This is a genomic window from Polynucleobacter cosmopolitanus, assembly GCF_002224225.1.
Classification (GTDB): domain Bacteria; phylum Pseudomonadota; class Gammaproteobacteria; order Burkholderiales; family Burkholderiaceae; genus Polynucleobacter; species Polynucleobacter cosmopolitanus.
In genome coordinates, this window is record NZ_NJGG01000001.1 from 1,039,473 (window position 1) to 1,057,997 (window position 18,525).

General features: G+C 44.9%; 15 protein-coding genes and 1 pseudogene. 8 read left to right on the forward strand and 8 right to left on the reverse strand.

Annotated elements, in window-relative coordinates:
• Window positions 1-76 precede the first annotated feature (76 nt).
• Entirely contained in the window at window positions 77-2,059 is a 1,983-nt protein-coding gene (acs, locus tag AOC33_RS05440; protein ID WP_089515525.1) for an acetate--CoA ligase, read from the forward strand.
• Between the two features lie 90 nt (window positions 2,060-2,149).
• Entirely contained in the window at window positions 2,150-4,207 is a 2,058-nt protein-coding gene (locus AOC33_RS05445) for a sodium:solute symporter family protein (protein WP_089515526.1), read from the forward strand.
• A gap of 66 nt (window positions 4,208-4,273) precedes the next feature.
• Here the strand turns inward: AOC33_RS05445 and AOC33_RS05450 are convergent, their stop codons facing one another.
• Window positions 4,274-4,822 carry a DUF1415 domain-containing protein gene (locus tag AOC33_RS05450; RefSeq protein ID WP_089515527.1) on the reverse strand — a complete coding sequence of 183 codons (549 nt, stop codon included), beginning with the start codon at window positions 4,820-4,822 and terminating at the stop codon, window positions 4,274-4,276.
• A 41-nt stretch (window positions 4,823-4,863) separates the two neighbouring features.
• Between AOC33_RS05450 and AOC33_RS05455 the strand changes: the two genes are divergently transcribed.
• On the forward strand, window positions 4,864-6,489 hold the full coding sequence (locus AOC33_RS05455; protein ID WP_089515528.1) for an NAD(P)/FAD-dependent oxidoreductase: 1,626 nt from the start codon (window positions 4,864-4,866) through the stop codon (window positions 6,487-6,489).
• Between the two features lie 12 nt (window positions 6,490-6,501).
• On the opposite strand, the gene AOC33_RS05460 is transcribed toward AOC33_RS05455, so the two are convergent.
• Both AOC33_RS05460 and AOC33_RS05465 read right to left on the reverse strand, forming a co-directional pair.
• Entirely contained in the window at window positions 6,502-7,845 is a 1,344-nt protein-coding gene (locus AOC33_RS05460) for a DUF3422 domain-containing protein (protein ID WP_089515529.1), read from the reverse strand.
• Window positions 7,846-8,013: 168 nt separating this feature from the next.
• Entirely contained in the window at window positions 8,014-8,322 is a 309-nt protein-coding gene (locus AOC33_RS05465; RefSeq protein WP_089515530.1) for a c-type cytochrome, read from the reverse strand.
• A gap of 295 nt (window positions 8,323-8,617) precedes the next feature.
• Between AOC33_RS05465 and AOC33_RS05470 the strand changes: the two genes are divergently transcribed.
• Together AOC33_RS05470 and AOC33_RS05475 are read left to right on the forward strand one after the other, a co-directional pair.
• On the forward strand, window positions 8,618-9,010 hold the full coding sequence (locus tag AOC33_RS05470) for a DUF423 domain-containing protein (protein WP_245835598.1): 393 nt from the start codon (window positions 8,618-8,620) through the stop codon (window positions 9,008-9,010).
• A 120-nt stretch (window positions 9,011-9,130) separates the two neighbouring features.
• Window positions 9,131-9,706 carry an Rrf2 family transcriptional regulator gene (locus AOC33_RS05475; protein WP_089515532.1) on the forward strand — a complete coding sequence of 192 codons (576 nt, stop codon included), beginning with the start codon at window positions 9,131-9,133 and terminating at the stop codon, window positions 9,704-9,706.
• 6 nt (window positions 9,707-9,712) lie between these two features.
• On the opposite strand, the gene AOC33_RS05480 is transcribed toward AOC33_RS05475, so the two are convergent.
• The 5 genes from AOC33_RS05480 to AOC33_RS05500 all read right to left on the reverse strand — a co-directional run bounded on the left by AOC33_RS05480 (window position 9,713) and on the right by AOC33_RS05500 (window position 16,526).
• Window positions 9,713-10,516 carry an enoyl-CoA hydratase/isomerase family protein gene (locus AOC33_RS05480; protein ID WP_089515533.1) on the reverse strand — a complete coding sequence of 268 codons (804 nt, stop codon included), beginning with the start codon at window positions 10,514-10,516 and terminating at the stop codon, window positions 9,713-9,715.
• Window positions 10,517-10,519: 3 nt separating this feature from the next.
• Window positions 10,520-11,752: a CaiB/BaiF CoA transferase family protein gene (locus tag AOC33_RS05485; protein WP_089515534.1), complete on the reverse strand. Its 1,233-nt coding sequence runs from the start codon at window positions 11,750-11,752 to the stop codon at window positions 10,520-10,522.
• Window positions 11,752-12,738: a Bug family tripartite tricarboxylate transporter substrate binding protein gene (locus AOC33_RS05490; protein ID WP_089515535.1), complete on the reverse strand. Its 987-nt coding sequence runs from the start codon at window positions 12,736-12,738 to the stop codon at window positions 11,752-11,754. The genes AOC33_RS05485 and AOC33_RS05490 overlap by 1 nt, the downstream gene beginning before the upstream one ends.
• Window positions 12,739-12,837: 99 nt before the next feature.
• The gene (locus AOC33_RS05495; RefSeq protein ID WP_089515536.1) at window positions 12,838-15,843 is read right to left on the reverse strand and encodes an FAD-binding and (Fe-S)-binding domain-containing protein; all 3,006 of its coding nucleotides are present in this window, start codon (window positions 15,841-15,843) and stop codon (window positions 12,838-12,840) included.
• The gene (locus tag AOC33_RS05500; protein ID WP_089515537.1) at window positions 15,840-16,526 is read right to left on the reverse strand and encodes a GntR family transcriptional regulator; all 687 of its coding nucleotides are present in this window, start codon (window positions 16,524-16,526) and stop codon (window positions 15,840-15,842) included. Before AOC33_RS05500 ends, AOC33_RS05495 begins: the two co-directional genes overlap by 4 nt.
• Window positions 16,527-16,726: 200 nt before the next feature.
• Here AOC33_RS05500 and AOC33_RS05505 point away from each other — a divergent pair, with 200 nt between their 5' ends.
• The 3 genes and pseudogenes from AOC33_RS05505 to AOC33_RS09085 all read left to right on the forward strand — a co-directional run.
• Window positions 16,727-17,911: a pyridoxal-phosphate-dependent aminotransferase family protein gene (locus tag AOC33_RS05505; RefSeq protein ID WP_089515538.1), complete on the forward strand. Its 1,185-nt coding sequence runs from the start codon at window positions 16,727-16,729 to the stop codon at window positions 17,909-17,911.
• 21 nt (window positions 17,912-17,932) lie between these two features.
• Window positions 17,933-18,346: a GlcG/HbpS family heme-binding protein gene (locus AOC33_RS05510; protein ID WP_089515539.1), complete on the forward strand. Its 414-nt coding sequence runs from the start codon at window positions 17,933-17,935 to the stop codon at window positions 18,344-18,346.
• 89 nt (window positions 18,347-18,435) lie between these two features.
• A pseudogene (locus tag AOC33_RS09085) lies at window positions 18,436-18,525 on the forward strand (ferredoxin--NADP reductase); the annotation flags it as partial.

Sequence of the window (18,525 nt, forward strand, 5' to 3'; positions counted from 1 at the left end):
ATGTCAGTCAATTGTCAGTCCGTGAGCCTAATCTCGAAAATTGTCTAAAACACTGCCTAGAAAGTAGGAGAAAAGTATGTCCGGTATGGAACAAATGTTGGTAGAAAATCGTGTGTTCAACCCGCCAAAAGCATTTGCTAAGCAAGCAGCCATCACAAGCATGGATCAGTACAAGGCGATGTGCAAAGCTTTTGATAAAGATTTCAATGGTACTTGGGCGCGTTTAGCAAAAGAAAATTTATTTTGGAAGAAGCCATTCACCAAAGTTTTAGATGAATCAAAGGCTCCTTTTTACAAGTGGTTCGAAGATGGTTTAACGAATGCTTCATATAACTGTATCGATCGCAATATCAAAAATGGCATGGCTAAGAAAACTGCCATCATTTTTGAAGCAGACGGCGGTGAAGTTTCAAAAGTAACTTATCAAGAGTTGCATGACCGTGTCGCAACTTTTGCTAACGGTTTGAAAAAACTAGGCATCAAAAAAGGTGACCGCGTTGTTATCTATATGTCGATGTCAATCGAAGGTGTTGTGGCGATGCAAGCGTGTGCTCGTATCGGCGCTACACACTCAGTGGTGTTCGGCGGATTCTCAGCCAAATCATTGCAAGAGCGTATTGTGGACGTGGGCGCCGTGGCTTTGATCACTGCAGACCAACAATTGCGTGGTGGTAAAGCATTGCCATTGAAGACCATCGCTGATGAGGCTTTGGATTTGGGTGGTTGCGAGAAGCTCAAGCATGTGATTGTTTACAAGCGCACTGGTGGCGATGTGCCAATGAAGGCCGGTCGCGACAAGTGGATGCATGACGTTTCTGCTGGTCAGCCTAAAGTATGTGAGCCAGAGTGGGTGAGTGCTGAGCATCCTTTGTTTGTTCTTTACACATCAGGTTCTACAGGTAAGCCTAAGGGCGTTCAACACTCAACAGGTGGTTACTTGTTATGGGCGATGTTGACAATGAAGTGGACCTTCGACTTGCGTGATAGTGATGTGTTCTGGTGTACAGCCGACATTGGTTGGATCACAGGACATAGTTATGTTGCTTATGGTCCTTTGGCATGCGGTGGCACACAGATCGTTTTCGAAGGCGTGCCTACTTATCCAAACGCTGGCCGTTTCTGGGAAATGATTCAGCGTCACAAAGTTTCTATTTTCTACACAGCGCCAACAGCGATTCGTTCATTGATCAAGGCTTCTGATACAGATCCTGCTGTTCATCCGAAGAAATATAACTTGAAGAGTTTGCGTCTTTTAGGTTCTGTTGGTGAGCCAATCAATCCTGAAGCATGGATGTGGTACCACAAGAATATTGGCGGTGAGAAGTGTCCGATTGTGGATACATTCTGGCAAACAGAAACAGGTGGTCACATGATCACGCCATTGCCAGGTGCAACACCATTGGTTCCAGGTTCTTGCACATTGCCATTGCCAGGCATCATGGCAGCGATTGTCGATGAGACTGGTGGTGATATGCCTAATGGCCAAGGTGGTATTTTGGTGGTCAAGCGTCCATGGCCTTCAATGATCCGTAACATTTGGGGTGACCCAGAGCGCTTTAAGAAGAGCTACTTCCCAGAAGAGTTGGGTGGTACCTTGTACTTGGCGGGTGACGGTGCGATTCGCAATAAAAAGACTGCATATTTCACCATCACTGGTCGTATCGATGACGTGTTGAACGTTTCAGGTCACCGCATGGGCACGATGGAAATCGAATCATCTTTGGTGGCCAATCCAATTGTGGCTGAAGCTGCCGTGGTTGGTCGTCCTGATGACATGACTGGTGAAGCGATTGTGGCTTTCGTGGTGCTGAAAGGTAAGCGCCCAACAGGCGATGAAGCTAAGAAAATTGCAACAGACTTGCGTAACTGGGTAGGTAAAGAGATTGGCCCAATCGCCAAACCAAAAGAAATTCGTTTTGGCGATAACTTACCAAAGACACGTTCAGGCAAGATCATGCGTCGTTTGTTGCGTGTGTTGGCAAAAGGTGAGGAAATCACTCAAGACACATCAACACTTGAAAATCCAGCCATCTTGGAGCAACTCAAGCACGCGATTTAAGTTTCCTTGATTAGCATCATCTTGTAGTCATTAAGGTCGGTTACCTAACAGTACCGGCCTATTTTCTTAGGTCTGGGTCATAATCTGCTTATGGAGATTCGGTCTGAATCAAAAAAGATAGGTTTTTATTACTTGCTGTTCACGGCAGGCTTCTTGCTGTTCGTTTACTTTTTAGGTTTGCTTGAAGTTGCTACAGGTTCAGGCATGTGGCTTGGCTATGTTTTCTTATTTGTAACCATTGCTATTTATGCCAGTATTGGCTTGATTTCTCGAACTTCAGATATCAGTGATTACTATGTCGCGGGTCGTAAGATCCCCGCGATTTTTAATGGCATGGCAACGGCTGCTGATTGGATGAGTGCAGCTACCTTCATTGGCTTGGTGGGCATTCTGTTCAGTTCTGGCTATAAGGGTCTTGCATTCATTGTTGGTTGGACCGGTGGGTTTTGTTTGGTGGCGATGCTGATCGCTCCTTACATCCGTAAATTTGGCTCCTATACCATCCCAGATTTTTTGGCCATACGTTATAGCCAAGGTAAAGAGGGCGGCAGTAAATCGGTCAGAGTTGTAGCAGTTGGCGCTACCATCATTTGTTCATTTGTTTATTTGGTAGCTCAAATTCAAGGTGTGGGTTTGATTGTGAACCGCTTCATTGGCGTTGAATTTGGGGTGGGCATCTTTTTTGGTTTAGCAGGCATCTTGGTTTGTTCTTTTTTGGGTGGGATGCGAGCAGTGACCTGGACTCAGGTGGCGCAGTACATTATTTTTATGATTGCCTTGCTCTTGCCATTGAGCATGATTTCATACAAAAAGCACAATTCTATTTTTCCACAAGCAAGTTATGGCAAGGTGCTTGAGGAGATTGAGTTTCATGAAAAAGACTTTGAAGTCACCGCTGAAGAAAATAAGGTTCGTGAGTACTACTCTAAACAAGCAATGCTTTTAGATAAAAAAATAAAAGCATTGCCTGACTCTTATTTTGAAGGCAAAAAAGAAGCTGAGAAAAATCTACAAGAAGCACGTACCAGCCAAATCCCTCTGAAAGAATTGAAGGCCCTTGAAAAGAGATTCAATGAGTTCCCCAGAGATCCTGGCAGTGCTTATGAACTTTGGCAGACACAGAAAAAAGATGCTCAACTGAAAAGTCAAACAGCCATTCCATCGATGGATCCAGCGTCTAGCAAAGGTGTGGGGGATTCAAGCCTCGATCAGTTGAATTTTGTGCTTCTTATTTTTTGCTTGATGTTTGGTACAGCCAGCTTGCCTCATATCTTGACGCGTTACTACACCACCACGAGCGTATCGGCCACGCGTTACTCGGTCTTTTGGACTTTGCTCTTTGTTGCTATTTTCTACCTCAGTGTGCCTGCTTTAGCGGCCATGTTGAAGTTGGAGTTATTTAAAAATCTGGTGGGTATTTCTTATACAGAATTGCCTAATTGGGTTTTGAACTGGCGAAAATTGGATCCGCCAGTTTTATCAATCATTGATATCAATGGTGATGGTTTTGTGCAGTGGGCAGAACTTTCAATTTCTCCTGACATGATCATTCTGGCTGCCCCAGAAATTGCTGGTTTGCCGTATGTGATCTCGGGCTTGGTTGCGGCAGGGGCTTTGGCGGCAGCCTTATCCACAGCTGATGGCTTGTTGCTGACGATTGCGAATGCCATTTCACATGACGTCTACTATCACTTGGTCAACAAGAGTGCTTCTCACCAGCGACGAGTCACGGTTGCAAAAATCGTTCTATTGGGTGTTGCCTTATTCGCGGCTTATGTCACATCACTGCGACCTGGCGATATTTTGTTCTTAGTGGGTGCTGCTTTCTCATTGGCAGCGTCCAGCTTTTTTGCAGTGTTGATTTTGGCGGTTTTCTCAAAACGAATCAATCAGTGGGGAGCCATCGCTGGCATGCTCACAGGATTCTTTGTGAGTGGTACATACATTGCCTTGAACTACCCCTTTGTTTCGCGACTAACAGGTGTATTTGGAGAACGCTGGTTTGGGATTGACCCGATTGCCTCAGGTGCATTCGGCATTCCTGCAAGCTTCGTTGCTGCATTCTTGGTTTCATACATCACCAAGGAAAATCCACCTGTGATCAATCGTTTGGTGGACTACCTGCGCGAAGCTCGGTCTTCGGTTTAAGCGCGAGCTTAAATAATCCGCTAAACAATCACCTAAATAGTCACCTGAATAGTCACTGAGGCAAGCTTATTTTTTAGGAAATAGTTTTTCCCAGCCATCCGTTCCAAGCTTTTCCATGATTTGCATATTGGTTTCAAAAATAGCTTCTGCTTCTGGGAATGCTTTGACTGCTTCATCAATGCTATCTTCACGGATTAAATGCAATGTTGGGTAGGGGGAGCGATTGGTGAAATTTGTCACATCATCAATGTCAGTTCCAGCGAATTGGTATTGCGGATGAAAACTCGCAATCTGTAATTCACCATCCAAATCTAAATCTTCTAATAATTGATCGGCCAATTCTAGAAAATCGTTGTAATCAAGGAAGTCACCCAATACTTTTGGATGAATCAATAAAGTGGTGTCTGTTTTTTCACGAGATACTTCCGCTAAAAACTCTAACTCTTGAGCCAAATTTTCAAGCAATTGCTCAATCGTTGTGGCTTCACTCACCACGTACTTGATTTGCTCTTTGACATGCACGGCTTTCGCAAAAGGGCACAGGTTCAAACCAATGACGGCCTTGATCAGCCAATCCTGAGTTTCTTGAATAATATTGCTGGCATTTGAGGACATAGTTTCCAATTTCTTTGACAGATTGTGTATCGTATAGCCTTATGATTCGTATTACAGAACTGCGTTTGCCCATTGAGCATGCTCCAGAGGAGCTTGAAGCCGCTATCTTAAAGCGTTTGGGCATATCTTCTAAAGATTTAATTCATTTTATTGTTTTTAAGCGCAGTTACGACGCCAGAAAAAACATTGCATTGGCCTTTATTTATACCGTCGATGTATCTGTAAAAAATGAAGAAACTATTCTGGCTAAATTCGGGCACGATCAACATGTACGTCCATCCCCTGATACGAGTTACCACTTTGTCGCTCAAGCACAGGATCAGTCGGGCAAGCCATTATCAGAGAGACCGGTCGTCATTGGCTTTGGACCCTGCGGCATTTTTGCTGCTTTGGTTTTAGCTCAAATGGGTTTTAAACCAATTATTCTCGAACGTGGCAAACAAGTGCGAGAGCGCACTCAAGATACCTGGGGTTTGTGGCGCAAGAATGTTCTTAATCCGGAATCGAATGTTCAGTTTGGTGAGGGTGGTGCAGGTACATTCTCCGATGGCAAGCTCTACAGTCAAATCAAAGACCCTAAGTTCTATGGTCGCAAAGTCATTCTAGAATTCATCAAAGCTGGAGCACCTGAGGAAATTGCCTATGTGGCGAAACCGCACATTGGTACCTTCCGCTTGGTCGGTGTTGTTGAAAAGATGCGCCAAGAAATCATCAGCTTGGGTGGTGAAGTGCGTTTTCAGCAAAAAGTCACAGGCTTCGAGATCAAGGATGGTGAGATTGCAGGCGTCAATTTAGAGAGTGGTGAAAAAGTAGCTGCTCGTCATGTGATCATCGCACTTGGTCACAGTGCGCGTGACACTTTCAAGGCATTGCATGAGGCTGGTGTTTATATCGAGCCGAAACCATTTTCTGTTGGTTTTAGGATCGAGCATCCGCAATCATTGATTGATCGTGCCAGACTGGGTCCGCATGCTGGCAATCCTTTGATCGGCGCAGCTGATTACAAGTTGGTGCACCATGCCAAGAATGGTCGAGCTGTTTATAGCTTTTGCATGTGCCCTGGTGGAACTGTTGTGGCTGCGACTTCAGAAGAGAACAGAGTGGTCACCAATGGTATGAGCCAATATTCTCGCAATGAACGCAATGCCAATGCAGGTATTGTTGTGAACGTTGATCCTGAGGATTATGGTGGCAGTGCTGAGAACCCTTTAGCAGGCATTGATTTCCAAAGAGCTCTTGAGTCCAAGGCTTTTGAATTGGGTGGCAGAAACTATGAGGCACCTGGTCAATTGGTGGGTGACTTCATTGCTGGACAAACCTCCACTGAATTTGGCAACGTGATTCCTTCTTATAAGCCAGGTGTGCACCTGACTGATTTGGCGCAAGCACTGCCTGACTTTGTGATTGAAGCAATGAGAGAGGCCTTGCCTGCATTTGATAAAAAGATCAAAGGCTTTGCCATGCATGATGCCGTTTTAACTGGGGTAGAAACCAGAACATCATCACCTTTGAGAATCACCCGAGGAAATAATTATCAAAGCTTGAATATCAAAGGCTTGTACCCAGCTGGAGAGGGCGCAGGTTATGCCGGCGGTATCTTGTCAGCAGGTGTTGATGGCATCAAAGTGGCTGAAGCTTTGGCTCTGAGCATGGTTCAGGTCAAGTAACTTCCAAACAGCTTAATCAGGATCAAATTTCTTCTTACGAAGCTTGTTCAATGCATAAATGCCATAAGCAATGATGGGTGCTGATGCGCCACCGATGAGTTCTGCTGGAACCATCAAACCCAATTCTTTGACCCCTTTTGCCATGTAGATGATCAAACTCACGGCATAGTAGGTTAATACTAAAACTGACACGCCTTCGACTGTCGCTTGCAAGCGAAGCTGAATTTTTGCCCGTCGATCCATGCTCGCTAACAACTCTTGAGTTTGTCTTTCGTTCACAAACTCAATGCGTGTTCGCAAGATTTGCGTGGTACGTGAGATTCGATCAGATAATTCACGCAAGCGACGTTGAGTCCATGAGCAGGTACTCATTGCTGGAGCAAAGCGACGCTCCATGAACTCAGATAAAGTTTGGACCCCAGGCAATGATGTCTCGCTCAACTCTTCAAGATTTTTTGCGGTCAACTGGCTATAAGCTTCAGCAGCAGTGAAGCGAAGGCCGTGCTCAGAAATCCATTCTTCAATTTTAGAAGCCAGGGTGGAAATGCGTTCTAAGAACTCTCCATCTTGGTGAGTTGCCATGCTCTCTTGATTTTGAGCCATAGAAATTTCTTTTGATAATTCTGATAGCTCTGCTTCGGCATTGCGCAAAGGACCCGATAAACTTTTTGCCACCGGAAATGCCAGCATGGAGGCCATGCGATAAATCTCAACTTCAGTGATTCGACGAGCGACTCGACCCGCCTGGCGTGAACCCATGCCAGCATGAGGCACTAAAAAAGAAATGTAACCATCTTCATTGACTTGTAAGTCGGTCCATAGTTGGGCTTTTTGATTGGTGAGGATGGTGCTACCAATCAAGGTATTTCCTGAAAACAAATGCGACACTTCATCCGCACCTTTGAAAAGATCGCGATCTTCGAAGGTCACATCAATCGCAGATATTCTTAAGCCGCCAGCCTCATGCAATGGTTTGATGTTCAGTTTGGCCAATAGTTGATTGACCTCATTTTCCAAGACAACTCGGCTCTTGATAGGGGCTTCCGTGATCAATTGATCTTGTTGAATCATGGCGGAAATGGAGGAGAACTCACCATGCAATTCCCATTTGATGATGATCCGCTGTGGGGCTGGCCTTAATTCAATGATGCGAAACGTTTGTCCATGGTTTAGGTCTATCGTTTGCTTCGTTTGTTCGTTAATGGCATTGATCCAGTCAAGCTGTTGTTGACGATCATCGCCCTTCAGTAAGAATGCTTGATTGAGGATGCGATCTCTTGGCCACAGAGCAACAGGCGGTCTTGCATGGACCTCTTCATGAAGAAGGGTTCTCAGTGGGTGATCGTATGAACGCATGCCAGAGCTCTTTGAGATGATTTTGATTGAGTAATACTATCACTCAGTCGTTAGTTACATTCTTTTAATAACTAAGGGTTAACAACCAATCACGACCCACTAAAGTAATTCTTTCCAAAAAGAATGGCTGGTTAAAAACCAGCCATTCTTGGTAGTTGATGCTAAAAATTACTTAGCGCCGTCCAAAATCCATTTAACAACTGTCTTAGCATCAGCTTCGCTGATTGCAGCATTGGCTGGCATTGGAACTGGACCCCAAACACCTGAACCACCAGCTTTAACTTTCTTAGCTAATTTGTCAACAGCATCCGCTTGACCTTTGTATTTCGCGGCGATGTCCTTGTAAGCAGGGCCAACTACTTTTTTATCTACAGCGTGACAACCCATACAAGCATTTTTGCTGGCGATTTCTTTTGAAGCAAATGCTGGTGCAGATACCATCAATGCAGATGCTACTAATGCGCTAATCAATTTCATGTGTTCTCTCCAATTGGTTACAAAACAACCTTACCCATGAGAAGTTTAGAAAGTCTGCTTCAGATAGTTAAGGGGTATTAACACCTAGTAGTTAGTTAAATTTACTAAGTAATCAGCACCTAGGTGTTTATTTTAGCTAAAGATTTTACTTTTCGCATGATTAATTAAATTGAGATTTACCAAGACTATTTAGATGATTTTGTGGGTATTGATGAACAAATGATCTAAGTCATTCTTGAAGAGGATAAGACCAGTATGATGGCAACAATTAACCCATAATTTTCAGGAAAACAGAATGAATATGAGCAAGGCTCAAAGAGTCTTTTTAGGTTTTGTGGGTATTTTTGGGGCCACTGGAGTTGCTGCAGGAGCTTACGGTGCGCATGCCTTATCTCAAAAACTGAGCCCTTATTTATTGAACGTATTCCAAACGGCTGTTTTGTATCAATTAATTCATGCATTAGCGCTTTTGGGCATCGTGGCTTTATTGAGCCAATCAGGGCGTTCGAAAGCCTTATTGATATCAGCTGGCTTGATGGTCATGGGAACTATCTTGTTTTCTGGCAGCTTGTATTTGCTAACACTCAGCTCATGGCGGGTTGGTTTAATCACGCCTTTGGGGGGCTTTTTGCTGATTTCAGCTTGGATTGTGCTGTTAATTGCAGGCATCACCTATAAAAAGCAGTAATTGAGTAAATTTGCCTGAAAAACAGTCGATCAGTCGAAGGGGAATTCACCTAAAAGTTACAGGGAAATTAATTTTTTGGGATGATTTAACTAAATCAATAATTTATGCTAGATTAGAACTATGAGAGTTGCTACCAAAGGTCGTTACGCCGTTATTGCCATGGTTGATTTAGCGAATCATTTCGCGAGTGATCAGCCGAGCCAAACTTTGGCTTCGATTAGTTCAAGACAAAATGTTTCTTTGAGCTATTTGGAGCAATTGTTTGCCAAGTTGCGTCAAGCAGGCTTGGTCGACAGCATGAGAGGCCCAGGCGGCGGATACACACTTGCCAGAAATCCTGATGAGATTTCTGTGGGTCAAATCATCATGGCTGTGGACGGGATCATGCCAGAGCAACAAGATCAGCAATTGGCTTGCCATGCTCTGTGGGATACCTTGCATCAAGAAATGTTGGGTTACATGAACTCCGTGACTTTATTGTCTTTACTCGATCCAGAGACTGCTAAGAAAATTGCTGCTGGTGTTAGATCTGGCAAAAAGCAGTTTGAACAGTCAGCACAAGTTCAAAGCAAGAAAAAAATCACCAAGTCAGCCGAGGTCAAAGCCAGTCCACGTGCAAAGGTGAAGAAGCAGCCAATCGTGAGCTCAGTGTTCAACTGGGGTTCTTATTTGCTTAAGAAAAAGAAAACGGCTTAATTAATCTCAAGACCCTTGCCAACGCGGGGGTCTTTTTTCACCAAACGCTTGAACACCTTCCTTGAAATCAGAGCTGCCATAGCAGGCTTTGATCAAATCATCGCAGTCAGGTAATTGATGCTGATGGATTCGACTGATCGTCAACTTGGATGAGCGAATGGTTAAAGGTGCTAAATGCATGACTTTTTCCGCCATTGCTTTAGCAATTGATTCAAGTTCTGCGCTGTCTGCCACAGTATGAACATAGCCAGAAGCGAGCAACTCATCTGCATTGATCAGTTCAGCCATTAGCAACATTCTTTTGAGTGTTGGAATGCCCAAGTGAGCCACCAGCCTGGCAATATTGGTTGGCGATAAACAATTCCCCACTGTCTTTGCAATGGGTGCACCAAAGCGGGCATTTGGATTAGAAATCCTAAAATCACAAGCAGTTGCAATCGCGAGACCGCCACCAACTGCCAAGCCATCAATGATGGCAAAGGTTGGCATGGGCAGCTGTTCTAAAGCATCGATGTGAAGATCAATCAAGGCTTCATAGTCAATGCCATCTTGTCCATCCTGGAATGATTTGAATTGTTCAATGTCAGTACCTGATACAAATGATTGGCCACCAACGCCGCGCAAGATGACAGCTTTGATAGTTTTGTCAGTGTGAAGTTTTCCGCAAATTGCTTTGAGGTCACTGTACATCGACCACGTCATGGCATTTCTGGCAGCGGGGCGATCAAAAGACACCCACGCAATCGCACCATCAATCTTTAGATGGACTTTTCCTGATGCGTCCGGGTTAACTTTATTTGCATCGCTCACGAATCATTGCTCCACAGAAAATGCACCATCTTGTTCAAAGGCTTTGATTTGGTCAGCACTGAAACCTGCTTCTTGCAATACTTCATGGGTGTGCTCGCCCAACAAAGGAGGGTGACGACGAACTTGCTGCGGGGTGCCTTGCATCTTCACAGCAAAACCAATATTTGGAACTTTGCCTTCTAATGGGTGGTCTATTTCAATCTTCATTTTTCGATGTTGACCATGCTCACTGGCGAAAGCTCTTGGGTAATCCAAGATGGGACCTGCTGGAATACCTTTGGCCAGTAATTCATCAATCCAAACATCGGCAGCTTTAGCTGCAAATGACTTTTCTAGTTCATCGATGATGTATTCGCGATTGGCCAAACGATCGGAGATTGTTTTGCAACGTGCGTCATTGAATAAATCATCGCGTCCCAAGATCTCACATAGCTTTTGCCAAAGTTTGTTATTGGTTGCGCCCATCACAAAATATTCATTCTTCGCTTTGACGGCTTGGTAAGGTGCGCTCATGCGATTGGCCGTGCCCAAAGCAACAGGCGGTTTACCTGTGCCCCAATATTCAGCCGTATCCCAAATTGAGAAAGCCAAAGCTGAGTCAAACAGTGAGGCATCGATGTATTGGCCTTGCCCTGTATTTTTAGCACCAATGTAAGCAGATAAAATTCCATAAGTGGCAAATAGTGCGCACCCGATATCTGCCACTGGCACACCTGCTTTGACAGGTCTGCCATCGCCATGGCCTGTCATGGCCATCACACCTGACATCGCTTGAGCCATCAAGTCAAAACCTGGACGATCTGCCCAAGGACCACTTTGGCCAAAGCCAGAGATACTGGCATAAACCAAGCGAGGATTAATTTCGCTTAAAACTTCGTAAGAAACACCTAATTTTTTCATGACTCCTGGTCGATAGTTTTCTACCAAGATATCGGCATCTTTGACTAATTCAAAAAGAATTTTTTTACCGGCATCAGACTTTAAATTGATCGTGATGCTGCGTTTATTGCGATTCATGTTTAAAAAGCCCATGCTATCCGGGCCTTTCATTTTGAATCCCATCGCACCCCGTGTTTGATCCCCAGAACCTGGAGGTTCTATTTTGATCACATCAGCCCCCATGTCAGCCAACAGCATGCAGGTATAGGGTCCCGCCATCACTTGGCTGATGTCAAGAACTTTCACGCCCACCAGGGGCAGTGGGCGTGGAGTTACTCCAGTTTGGGGAGACGTCATTACTCAGCCTTTACGTTCAACTCTTTAACAAGTTTTGAGTACTTGGTGAGTTCAGCTTTCAAGAACACTGAGAACTCATCTGGTGTTTGAGGACCAGCTGTTTGCAAACCTTGCGCATCCAAAGTTGTTTTGTTCTTTGGGTCGTTCATGGCAGCACGAACTGCGGCGTCAATTTTGGCGACCATGTCTTTAGGCATGTTTTTTGGCCCCATCACTGAGTACCAGTTAGTCACTTCAAAACCTTTGATGCCTACTTCTTCAAATGTTGGAACATCTGGAAGGATGGATAAGCGTTTAGGTGTTGAAATAGCCAAAGGCTTTAATTTGCCAGCACGAATATGTGGCAATACTGGTGGCAAGGTGTCAAAGTTCATATTGATTTGACCAGCCATCAAGTCAATGATTGCTTGACCACTGCCTTTGTATGGCACGTGATTCATTTGAACTTTAGCGATCTTTGAGAACAAAGCGCCAGCCAAGTGCTGTGTGCTACCAATACCAGAAGAACCATAAGTCATTTGAGCTGGATTGTTTTTAGCCAAGCTGATCAACTCAGGAACTGTTTTTGCTGGAATTGAAGGGTGTAAAACCAGTACGTTAGGCACATAACCAACATAAGTGATTGGTGTGAAATCTGTGCCCGCATTGAATGGAATTTTTGGTAAAACAAATGGAGCAATCGCATTTGAATTTGAATGGCCCATCAGCAATGTGTAACCATCAGCTGGAGACTTTGCAACCAAGTCTGCAGCAATTGTGCCTGCAGCACCAGATCTGTTTTCAATGATGATGTTTTGACCTAGGATCTCACTCATTTTTGGAGCCAAAGCACGCGCCACAATGTCTGTGCCTCCACCTGGTGCAAAGCCAACCACCAAGCGAATTGGTTTTGTTGGCCAAGCTGCTTGAGCTAAAACTGGTGATGCCAGTACTGAACTTGTTAATGCTGCCACAGCTGTGGCAATGATTTTACGTCTTGTGTTCATGATGTCTCCTCGTTGAACAATGATGACTACAGTTCTAAAAACTTACTCTTACTTCTTGTTACAACAAACTACAAATACATAAGTACAAAAAATTAAAACTTATTTCAAATGCATTTCCAAAATACGGGCCACATGCAAAGCCTCTCGATCAGCACCATCTTTGATTTGATGGCGGCAGCTCGAGCCATCGGCCAAGACGATGGCATCAGGTGCTTGGCGAATTGCAGGAAGTAATTGCATCTCTGCCATTTGCAATGACACTTGGTGGTGCTCACTCTCATAGCCAAAGCTTCCCGCCATACCGCAGCATGAAGACTCAATCAATTGTGGTTGAGCCTGTGGAATCATTTTGAGTAATGTGATGATTGGTTTAACGGCATCGAATGATTTTTGGTGGCAGTGACCGTGCAACAAGATTTGTTGCTCACAAGCTTTGAGTTCTGGAGCAAAGCGACCGGCTGTTGCTTCTGAAACTAAAAACTCTTCAAAGGTCTGACTGCCTTTGGCCAAGGTCTTTGCTGAATCGCCAAAGCCCATCACCAAAAACTCATCGCGCAAAGTCAAAATGCAAGACGGTTCTAAGCCAATGATTGGAATATTCTTGTCTGTGTAGCGCGTGAAAGCATCTAATAATTCTTGGGCACTGGCACGAGCTTCATTCACCATGCCGCTGGCCAAATAAGTTCTGCCGCAGCAATAGTGACCTTGTTTTTTCTGAGGGATGTGAACGGTGTAGCCGCTGGCCTCAAGCACATTGACCGCCGCTTGGATGTTTTCTGTTTCAAAGCAACCATTGAATGTGTCTGCCCACAAAACCACAGGTTTGGCGCTGGCAAACAAAGCATCTTCGGTGCTGCCGATCGTGGAGCGCCAAGCTGTGTCACGACGCCAAGTTGGCAAACTTCGTTTGGCAGATATCTGTGTGAGCTTTTCACCTAAAAAGGCCAGGCCAGGAATCTTATTCCTTAAGTTCAACATAAATGCTAAACCAGGAATGGCTGCAATGTGATGAGAGTAGCGTGGTAAATGAGCAATCAAGCGATCTCTGAGAGTCCAGCCATGCGATTTTTTGTAATGGCTCAAATACTCAATCTTCATTTTTGCCATATCAACGCCAGTAGGGCACTCTCGCTTGCATCCTTTGCAACTGACACATAAATCAAAAGCCTCTTTAACTTCTTCAGATAAGAACGCATCTTTACCCAGTTGATTAGACAGGGCTAGGCGCAATGTATTGGCGCGACCTCTGGTCAAGTGTTTCTCATCACGCGTCACTCGATAACTTGGGCACATCGTGCCAGCGTCAAACTTGCGGCAATGTCCATTGTTGTTACACATCTCTACAGCTTTTGCAAAACCACCGCTGGGGTCGCCACCTGTTCCTGGCGCTGTTGTTTCTTCAGTCACTGGATCATTTTGCACATCCCAGCTTGACCAGTCCAAAGAGGTCTTGAGTGGAATGACGCGGTAGGTTTGAGGAAATCTAAACAAAGACTCATCATCCATTTTTGGAGGATTGATGATCTTGCCTGGATTGAACAAATTATTTGGGTCAAAAGCGTGTTTGATCTCGCCGAGTGCTTCCGTTAACTTTGGACCAAACTGCCACTGAATCCATTCACCACGGCAAATACCATCGCCGTGTTCGCCACTGAAGGCACCTTTGTAGCGCTTCACCAATGCCGCAGCTTCTTCAGCGATGGCACGCATCTTTTGTGCGCCACCACGACGCATATCTAATATGGGACGAACGTGCAGGGTGCCCACGGATGCATGGGCATACCATGTACCGCGCGAGCCATACTTTGAGAACACTTCGGTGAGATCTTGGGTGTACTCAGCCAAGCTCTCTAAAGGAACGGCGCAGTCTTCAATGAAGCTCACTGGCTTACCATCACCTTTTAAGCTCATCATGATGTTCAAACCCGCTTTGCGAACTTCCCATAAATTCTTTTGAGACTCCGCATGAAGCATTTCTACCACGCAACCAGGGTGGCCTAAGTCAGCCATCAAGCTGACCAAGTCTTTGACTTTTTTCTCAAGAGGGGCAAGTTCTTCACCGGAGAACTCCACCAACAAAATAGCTTCAGGAGTTTTACCTGCCACATCAATCAACGCAGTTTCAATCACTGATTTAAAAGCAGGATTACTGCGTGATAAATCAATCATGGTGCGATCGACCAATTCAACGGCAGATGGCATTAACTTAACAATGTGTTGTGCGCTGTCCATCGCTTCATAAAAGCTGGTGAAGTTAACCACGCCCAAGGTCTTGTGCTTTGGTAATGGAGAAAGAGCTAGGCGTAATTGTTTGTAATAAGCCAAACTGCCTTCGCTGCCGACCAATAGATGCGCTAAATTCACCTGAGCGTCTTGCGTGTAAGGGCGCTCACTTTGATTGTTGAATATGTCTAAGTTGTAACCTGCCACTCGGCGCATCACTTTGGGCCACTTTGCTTCAATTTCTGCTTGATGCTGATTAGCCAAGGATTGAACAAATTGACCAAGCTCTAAGGCTTTGCCTTTGGCGTTTTTCATCAAGCCAAATGAAGCTTCTTGACCATCCGCCAACCAAGCATCAACGCCCAAGACGTTGTGAACCATGTTGCCGTAGGCAATTGATCGACTGCCGCAAGAGTTGTTGCCGGCCATACCGCCAATCGTTGCCTGTGCTGCGGTTGAGACATCAACTGGATACCAAAGCTGGTGTTTTTTGAGTGCAGCGTTCAGGTGATCCAACACAATGCCTGGCTGAACATCCACATACCCTTGCTCAAGATTGATGTCTAAAATGTTTCTGAAATATTTGGTGTTATCAATCACCAATGCTGGACCAGTTGTTTGACCGCATTGGCTTGTGCCGCCGCCGCGCGGTAAAACAGGAACACCAAGATCTGCAGCGATTTGTATGGCAGCAACAATGTCTTCTGCAGTTTTTGGCACAAAGATTGCCACTGGCATGGTTTGGTAGATAGAAGCATCGGTGGCATAGCGCCCACGACTGGCCACATCAGTCATCACCTCGCCAGACGTTTCAGATTCAAGCCGCTTGGCTAAAAACTTGGTGTCAACCATGACTTCTTGGAGTGCGAGTGGTTTGTTCATGCTTTTGCTGAGTGAGCTAAGTTTTCTGAATCCATCAACTGAATCACCACATCACGTTTGTTCATCACATGATTCATCATGACTCGCTTCATGCGTGCGCTGTCTCGCGCTTTGAGTGCGTCGATCATCTCTCGGTGTTCGCCCACAGCTTTTTCCCATTTCACTTCATCTTGATTTGAGCGAAAGCGCAAAGCTTCAATGCGAGCATTGACTTGAGTGAATAATTGACTCAAGACTGGATTAGCCGCTGCCGTATTGATGGCGTTGTGTATTTTTAAATTCACTTTGTAATAGCTCGATAGGTCACGGCGAGCATAAGAAGCCATCATTTCATAATGCATGGCTTCTAATTCAGATAAGGCGGCATCACTGATGTTTTTAGCTGCCAACTCTCCAGAGAAACCTTCAAGATTGGCAATCACATCAAATGTATTGATCACATCTTCTTTACTCAATTGAACGGCAATTGCGCCACGGTTGGCGATCAGTTCAACCAAGCCATCGGCTGCTAAACGTCTGATTGCTTCACGAATGGGGGTGCGGGACACATTGAGTTGTTCGGCCAGTTCGCGTTCATTTAATTTGCTGCCAGGGGCAATCGCACCCTCAACCAATAAGCTGCGCAGCTTCTGGAAGGTGATTTCGTGCAAATTTTGCGAATTTAACTGAATAATGGATGCCATTAAGAAAGCCTATTTTTGTATACACATTTAATATAACCGATAGGGATTTTAAAAAGAAGGGCAAAAAACCCTTTATTTACCTAGTATTTACCACTATAGGGAAAGTCATGAGCTATATTTTTTGCATACAAAAATGAAAATTCTCAAAAAATGACTTACACTTTCGACACGACTAACAATAAAACCGAGTGAGACCAACCATGCTAAAACTTGATAATCATCCATCTGGACGCCACTTTTTGCACATTCCAGGCCCAAGTCCTGCGCCGGCACGTGTTTTAAGAGCGATCAGTTTCCAAACCATCGACCACCGTGGTCCTGAGTTTGGTCAGTTAGGCCTGAAGTTATTGGCTGACATGCAAAAGATTTTCAAAACCAAGCATCCTGTGATCATTTACCCATCATCTGGAACGGGTGCTTGGGAAGCAGCTTTGGTTAATACTTTGTCAGCTGGTGATCACGTGTTGATGTATGAAACTGGTCAATTTGCGACTTTGTGGCAAAAATTAGCTGATCGTTTGGGTATCAAAACAGAATTCTTAGGTAAACCAGGCGCAGAAGGTTGGCGCTATGGTGTTGATGCAGCCATGATTGAAGAGCGTTTAAAGGCTGACACATCTCACCAAATCAAAGCCGTGTGCGTGGTTCATAACGAAACATCCACAGGTGTGACTTCAAACATTGCAGCTGTTAGAAAAGCCATCGATGCTGCCAAGCATCCTGCTTTGTTGATGGTCGATACGATTTCAGGTTTGGCGTCCGCTGATTACCGTCATGATGAGTGGGGCGTTGATGTGACTGTGAGTGGCTCACAAAAAGGTTTGATGCTGCCACCAGGTTTGGGTTTCAATGCTTTATCACCTAAAGCATTAGAAGCAAACAAAACAGCAAAATTACCAAAAGCATTTTGGGCATGGGATGAGATTCTAGAGTCCAATAAAACTGGCTACTGGCCAACCACACCGTCTACTAATTTGTTGTACGGTTTGCATGAAGCCTTGGACATGATTTTGACCGAAGGTCTAGACAATGTGTTTGCGCGCCATCAGCGTTTGGCCAAAGCATGTCGTGCAGCCGTTGAAGCATGGGGCTTAGAGGTTCAATGTAAAGACCCAGCAGTCTACTCACCAGTATTGACTGGCGTGGTCACGCCTGAAGGTGTGGATGCTGATAAGTTAAGAAAATTGATTCATGAAAGATACAACCTTTCATTGGGCACAGGTCTTGGCAAAGTCAAAGGCAAGATGTTCCGTGTTGGCCACTTGGGTGACTGTAATGAGTTGGCCTTGTTAGGTGCATTGAGTGGTTGCGAAATGGGTATGAAAGCATTTGGCATCAAGTTGAAAGGCAGCGGAGTTGTGGCAGCACAAGACTTATTGCTTTAAAAAATTGGGGATGGAGGAGACATGAAACAAAAACCATACCTCACCAAAGTAGACGTTGATGTGTTGTTGCATGCAGCGAATGATTTTGCAGAAAAAAATCAATTCGCCGTTTCCATTGCTGTTGTGGACGACGGCGGTCATCTATTAGGTTTCACCAGAAGAGATGATTGTCCGGCAGTCTCAGCTTCGATTGCTCAAGAAAAAGCCCGATCTTCAGCATTGGGCAGAAAAGAAAGCAAAGCTTACGAAGACATGATCAATGGTGGTCGCATTGCCTATTTATCAGTGCCTGTTTTGCAGGGCATGTTAGAAGGTGGTGTGAACATTGTTCATGATGGCCACACGATTGGCGCGATTGGGGTTTCTGGGGTCAAATCCAATCAAGATGCCGAAGTGGCCAAGGCAGGCATTGCGGCGTGGCAGGCTAGTCTCTGAGCAAAACACTGAATCATTTCAGATAAGAAACGCTGAAGCGTTTAAAATACTAGGTTACTAGAATATCAAGAAACCTAGAGCAGAAAACCATGGCCAGTTACAACACCGAAACCGTTCTGAGCGTTAAGCATTGGAACGACACACTATTCAGCTTCACCACCACCAGAAATAAAAGCCTA

Bases quoted from the DNA above. Each gene is read 5' to 3' on its own strand.
- acs (WP_089515525.1), top strand. From the start codon at position 77: ATGTCCGGTATGGAACAAATGTTGGTAGAAAATCGTGTGTTCAACCCG.
- AOC33_RS05445 (WP_089515526.1), top strand. From the start codon at position 2,150: ATGGAGATTCGGTCTGAATCAAAAAAGATAGGTTTTTATTACTTGCTG.
- AOC33_RS05450 (WP_089515527.1), bottom strand. From the start codon at position 4,822: ATGTCCTCAAATGCCAGCAATATTATTCAAGAAACTCAGGATTGGCTG.
- AOC33_RS05455 (WP_089515528.1), top strand. From the start codon at position 4,864: ATGATTCGTATTACAGAACTGCGTTTGCCCATTGAGCATGCTCCAGAG.
- AOC33_RS05460 (WP_089515529.1), bottom strand. From the start codon at position 7,845: ATGCGTTCATACGATCACCCACTGAGAACCCTTCTTCATGAAGAGGTC.
- AOC33_RS05465 (WP_089515530.1), bottom strand. From the start codon at position 8,322: ATGAAATTGATTAGCGCATTAGTAGCATCTGCATTGATGGTATCTGCA.
- AOC33_RS05470 (WP_245835598.1), top strand. From the start codon at position 8,618: ATGAATATGAGCAAGGCTCAAAGAGTCTTTTTAGGTTTTGTGGGTATT.
- AOC33_RS05475 (WP_089515532.1), top strand. From the start codon at position 9,131: ATGAGAGTTGCTACCAAAGGTCGTTACGCCGTTATTGCCATGGTTGAT.
- AOC33_RS05485 (WP_089515534.1), bottom strand. From the start codon at position 11,752: ATGACGTCTCCCCAAACTGGAGTAACTCCACGCCCACTGCCCCTGGTG.
- AOC33_RS05490 (WP_089515535.1), bottom strand. From the start codon at position 12,738: ATGAACACAAGACGTAAAATCATTGCCACAGCTGTGGCAGCATTAACA.
- AOC33_RS05495 (WP_089515536.1), bottom strand. From the start codon at position 15,843: ATGAACAAACCACTCGCACTCCAAGAAGTCATGGTTGACACCAAGTTT.
- AOC33_RS05500 (WP_089515537.1), bottom strand. From the start codon at position 16,526: ATGGCATCCATTATTCAGTTAAATTCGCAAAATTTGCACGAAATCACC.
- AOC33_RS05505 (WP_089515538.1), top strand. From the start codon at position 16,727: ATGCTAAAACTTGATAATCATCCATCTGGACGCCACTTTTTGCACATT.
- AOC33_RS05510 (WP_089515539.1), top strand. From the start codon at position 17,933: ATGAAACAAAAACCATACCTCACCAAAGTAGACGTTGATGTGTTGTTG.